Origin of the sequence: Pelomicrobium sp., assembly GCF_036803785.1 — a bacterium.
In the GTDB taxonomy this organism is placed as follows: Bacteria; Pseudomonadota; Gammaproteobacteria; order Burkholderiales; family UBA6910; genus Pelomicrobium.
Map to the genome: position 1 here is coordinate 1 of NZ_DAIRTR010000200.1, position 3,642 is coordinate 3,642.

A 3,642-nucleotide genomic window follows, 5' to 3' on the forward strand; every position below is an offset into this window, starting at 1 on the left:
CCCGGCGCCCCGGTTCGCCCCCGCTGGCAAGGGTCCGCGGAACGCCGGCCCAGCCGGCGGGAAGCATTGGAGCGCATCGCGGCCCGGGTGCCCGAGGGCGCCGGCGTCCTGATCGCCACCACCGGCCACACCGGGCGGGAACTCTACGCCCTGGGCGATCGCGCCCACCAGCTCTATCTGGTGGGCTCCATGGGATGCGCCTCGTCCCTCGCCCTGGGGCTCGCCCTAGCGCGCCCGGCACTGCGCGTCGTCGTGCTCGACGGGGACGGGGCGGCCCTCATGCGCATGGGCAACCTGGCCACCCTCGGCGCCTACCGCCCGCCCAACCTGGTCCACGTGCTGCTCGACAACGAGGCCCACGGTTCCACAGGGGGCCAGGCGACGGTGTCGGCCGGCGTCTCCTTCGCAGGCATCGCCGCCGCCTGTGGCTATCCCAGGGTGTGGGAAGGGGACGAGCTGTCCTTGCTGGACGAAGCGCTCGCTTCGACCCAAACCGCGGGCCCTATTTTCGTCCATCTCAAGATCGCGGCCGACGAACCGGCCGGGCTGCCGCGCCCTTCCCTCTCTCCGGTCGAAGTGCGGCGACGCTTCATGGCCCACTTGGGCAGCCTAGGCCCATCCACCTTCCACGGCTTGGGGCCGACATGATCCTGCTCAACCCTGGTCCGGTAAACCTGAGCGCGCGGGTGCGCGCGGCCCTGACCTCCCCCGATCTGTGCCATCGGGAGAAAGAGTTTGGCGATCTGCAGGAAACGGTGCGGCGGCGGCTGCTGGCGGTCTACGGGCTCGATGCGCGGCAATGGGCGCCGGTGCTCCTTTCTGGGTCCGGCACGGCGGCGGTGGAAGCGATGCTCGCAAGCCTGGTCCCACCCGATGGCGCCCTCCTGGTGATCGACAACGGCGTCTACGGCGCCCGCCTAGCGGAGATCGCCCGCTGCCACGACATCCGGCACGTCGTGCTGCGCCAGCCCTGGGGCACGCCGGTCGACCCAGAAACCCTCGCCCGCCAGCTCGATGAGGCGCCCCAGACGAGCCATGTGGCGGTGGTTCACCACGAAACGACCACTGGGCGGTTGAACGACCTCGCCGCCATCGCCCGCGTGTGCGGGGAACGGCGGCTCGGGCTGCTGGTGGACGCGGTGAGCAGCTTCGGCGCCGAGGCGCTGGAATTCTCTACCTGGGGCGTGAGCGCTTGCGCCGGCAGCGCCAACAAGTGCCTCCATGGCGCGCCGGGGTTGAGCTTCGTGCTGGTCAGGCGGGACGCTCTGCCGCCGGAAGGGACCGGCCGCGGCCTCTATTTGAGCCTTGCGCGCCACGTGCAGGCACAGGACGGGGGGACCACCGCCTTCACCCCTGCCGTGCCCCTGTTCTATGCCCTGCGGGAAGCCCTGGGCGAGCTGCTAGAGGAAGGCGGCTGGCCGGCACGCCACGCCCGCTACGCGCGGCTGGCCGCCATCGTGGAGGACGGGTTGGGCCGACTCCAGGTGGAGCCGCTGCTGCGCTCCGGCCCCCGCTCGGTGGCGCTGCGCGCCTACCGCTTGCCCCGAGGCATGGACTACCCAACCCTGCACGAGGGGCTCAAGCGGCGCGGATTTGTCATCTACGCTGGTCAGGGGGCGCTGTCCCGGTCCATCTTCCGGGTGTCCACCATGGGCGCCATCGCGAGCGCCGACCTGGAGCGCTTCGTCGCCGCGGTGGGCGAGCTCCTGGAAGGCGTGCGCTCGAGCGGAGCCTGCAGGTGAACTCCGGGCAGGCCGGCCCTGGAGGAGGCCCTACCATGAGGGTCGGCGGGCTGGGCCGGGGGTTACGCCTGTTTTTGCTGGGCGGCTTGGCCCTGTTCCTCTACTTGGTGATCGAGCAGGGTGTCGCAGAGCTGGCGCAGGCCTTGAAGGCCGCGGGATGGGGGCTCGCCCTAGTGGCGGCGTTGCATCTGGCACCCATGACCGCCGACACCCTGGGCTGGCAGCGCCTGGTGCCCGCAGGGGCACGCCTACCCTTCGCCACCATGCTGTGGGCTCGCTGGATCGGCGAATCGATCAACGCCCTATTGCCGGTGGCCCAAGTCGGGGGCGATCTGGTCAAGGCGCGCCTGCTCGGCCAGCGGGGCATGCCGGGAGACATCGCCGGCGCCAGCGTGATGGTGGAGTTGACCCTGGCGGTGTTCACCCAGATCCTCTTCACCCTCCTCGGTGTGACCCTCCTGGTGCTTCACCTCGGCGGGGGGCGTATCGCCCATACCTTGCTCGCCGGCACGGCGGTACTCAGTGTGCTGCTGCTGGCGTTTGCCTGGGCCCAGCGCCGTGGCCTCTTCTCGGCCTTGGTGGCAGCCCTCGGGCGTTGCACCGGTCGCCGCGATTGGCGAGCTTTGACCGACAGCGCCGCTGCCCTGGACCGGGCTATCTCCCGCACCTACGCCGATCGCCGGGCCCTCCTCGGCTGCAGCGGCTGGCTGCTGGCAGGATGGCTCCTGGGCGCCGCAGAGGTGTGGCTTGTCATGGGGCTGCTCGGCCACCCGGTGGGCTGGGCCGAGGCCCTGCTCCTGGAAAGCCTGGGCCAGGCGGTGCGCGCCGCCGCTTTCCTGGTGCCCGGAGCCCTGGGCGTACAGGAGGGAACCTACCTGCTGCTCGGCACGCTCCTGGGGCTCGAGCCGCCCCTCGCGCTGGCACTGTCCTTGGCAAAACGCGCCCGAGAACTGATCTTGGGTCTGCCGGGCCTGGCGGCCTGGCAGATGGCGGAAAGCCGCGCAGGAGGGCGGAAAGGCGGGTGATGGCCTGCGCGGGCGGAAGCACGCCTGGACGGGAAAGAAGCCCCGCCCAGGGGGCAACCTGGACCGGGCGGGAAAAGGGATCTTGGGGAACAACGCACCCTTCGAGGAGGCAACGACATGGAGAAGGCCCTGAGTGGAGCCCTGTCCCAGCGGCGGACGGGCTGGAAGGTGTTCGTGCCTTTCGCGGTGGCGGCCCTCTGCGCTGCCTCCCCCACCGCCGGGGGCGACGAAAGCCCCGCAGCAGTGGTGGAAGGCTTCCAGGCGGTGCTCGTGGCGGTGATGAAAGAGGCCGACACGCTGGGCTATGCCGGACGGTACGAGCGCCTGGCGCCCGCGGTGGAGGAAAGCCACGACCTGCAAAGCATCACGGCCTTCGCCGCAGGAAGGCACTGGCAGCGGTTGAGCGATGCCCAAAAATCCCTGCTCGTGGCTGCCTTCAGCGAGTGGAGCATCTCCACCTACGCACACCAGTTCGATGCCTACTCCGGGGAGCGATTCAGGACGCTGTCCGTCGAGCAAACTCCCCGGGGCGAGGCGCTGGTGCGCAGCGAGCTCGTTAAGCGAGGAGGCGAGACCCTCCGCTTCGACTATCTGCTGCGCCGCCGGGAAGGGCGCTGGCGCATCGTCAACATCGTCGTGGATGGGGTCAGCGATCTCGCCATCCGGCGATCGGAGTTCGCGCGCATCCTCAGCCACGAGGGTTTCGACGTCTTGATCAAGAAGCTGAAGGATAAGAGTGCGGCTCGGTCGAAGTCTGCGGGCTCTTGATGGCGTGCAGCGGCTCCTGGGGACTGCGGGCGAGCGCTACCGCAGCGGCCTGGTATGGCTGGTCAGCGCATCGGGCCGAGCCGGCCTCCGGGTACTGAGCGCGGCGG

4 protein-coding genes are annotated in these 3,642 nt (G+C 70.2%); all 4 read left to right on the forward strand.

The features are described from left to right. Window positions 1-648: thiamine pyrophosphate-dependent enzyme (locus V7Q81_RS15095; RefSeq protein ID WP_333844949.1), on the forward strand; the 648-nt coding region annotated here is incomplete at its 5' end. After that, the gene (locus tag V7Q81_RS15100; protein ID WP_333844951.1) at window positions 645-1,742 is read left to right on the forward strand and encodes a 2-aminoethylphosphonate aminotransferase; all 1,098 of its coding nucleotides are present in this window, start codon (window positions 645-647) and stop codon (window positions 1,740-1,742) included. The genes V7Q81_RS15095 and V7Q81_RS15100, both read left to right, overlap by 4 nt. A gap of 35 nt (window positions 1,743-1,777) precedes the next feature. Then, the gene (locus V7Q81_RS15105) at window positions 1,778-2,767 is read left to right on the forward strand and encodes a lysylphosphatidylglycerol synthase domain-containing protein (RefSeq protein ID WP_333844953.1); all 990 of its coding nucleotides are present in this window, start codon (window positions 1,778-1,780) and stop codon (window positions 2,765-2,767) included. Between the two features lie 117 nt (window positions 2,768-2,884). Further along, a complete protein-coding gene (locus V7Q81_RS15110; RefSeq protein WP_333844955.1) occupies window positions 2,885-3,535 on the forward strand; it encodes an ABC transporter substrate-binding protein in 651 nt (216 codons plus the stop codon). Window positions 3,536-3,642: the final 107 nt, after the last annotated feature.